Here is a 1,061-nt window from a genome sequence, read left to right as displayed (position 1 = left end):
CGCCGACGGGCAGCGGGTTGTCGTGCTCGTCGACGATGCGCACCTCGAAGGAATCGTTGATCTTGCCGGCGGCCCCGGCGCGGTAGCCCCCGGGCGGGGTGAGCGTGATCAGGCTGGCCTCGGTCAGGCCGTACGCGCCCGAGCCGACCCGCTCGACGCCGAACCGCTCGGTCCAACGGGCGGCGAGGTCGGCGGTGACCGGCGAGCCGGACACGACGCGCAGCTGGCCGAAGGCCTTGCGGGCGGCCTCGGACTCGGGGGCACCGACGATCATCGGCAGCATCGAGCCCATGAGCGCGGCCATCGTCGCGCGGGAGCGCAGGATCTCGTCCCAGAAGCCACTGACCGAGAAGCGCCGCGCGACGTCCATGGCCGAGCCGAGCTGGAGCGAGCCCATGACGTGCCCGACGGCGGCCATGTGGAACAGCGGCATCGCCGACCAGAGGACGTCACCGGAGTGGCGCTCGAGGTTCTCGCGCATCTGGCGGGCCATGTTCGCCACGTAGCCGTGGCTGACCAGGCACGCCTTGGACGGTCCGGTCGTGCCGGCCGTGTAGATGAGGTGGCTGGTGGCGTACGCGTCGAGGTCCGGGGTGGTCGTCACCGCCGAGCCCTCGGCGACGGCGGTGTCGAAGTCGACGACCTCGGCGGCCCAGGCGGGCACCGGGCCGGAGGAGGGCCGGCCGGCCACGGGGGCGCCGACGAGGACCGGCGCCCGTAGCCCCGTGCCGACGAGGGCGTCGTCGAGGACGGGCACGAACTCGTCCTCGACGATCATCGCGACCGGGTCGGCGTCGAGCACCTGGTGGGCCAGTACGGGGCCGCGGTTGCTCGTGTTGAGCGGGACGACGAAACCGCCGCAGAGCGTCGTCGCCCACCAGGCGAGCAGGGCCAGGCGGCCGTTGCGGGCGAGGACGACGACCCGGTCGCCGGGAGCGACGCGGTCGGCGAGGAACCCGGCGAGGCGACGCGACGCGGCATCGAGCTCAGCCACGGTGAACGGGGTGCCGGCGAGGGTGAGTGCGAGGTCCGGCTGTTCGTCGAGCAGGCGGGACAGGGCG

1 protein-coding gene is annotated in these 1,061 nt (G+C 73.6%); it reads right to left on the bottom strand.

The window, feature by feature from the left end; all coding sequences use genetic code 11:
- Positions 1-1,061 (bottom strand): AMP-binding protein (locus tag F6X68_RS32780; RefSeq protein ID WP_192581654.1); only part of this gene is annotated, 1,061 nt, incomplete at both ends.

The organism is Micromonospora sp. AMSO12t (assembly GCF_008806585.1).
Classification (GTDB): Bacteria; Actinomycetota; Actinomycetes; order Mycobacteriales; family Micromonosporaceae; genus Micromonospora; species Micromonospora reichwaldensis.
The sequence above is the reverse complement of the archived record's forward strand: the minus strand, read 5'-3'. Positions and strand labels throughout refer to the sequence as shown.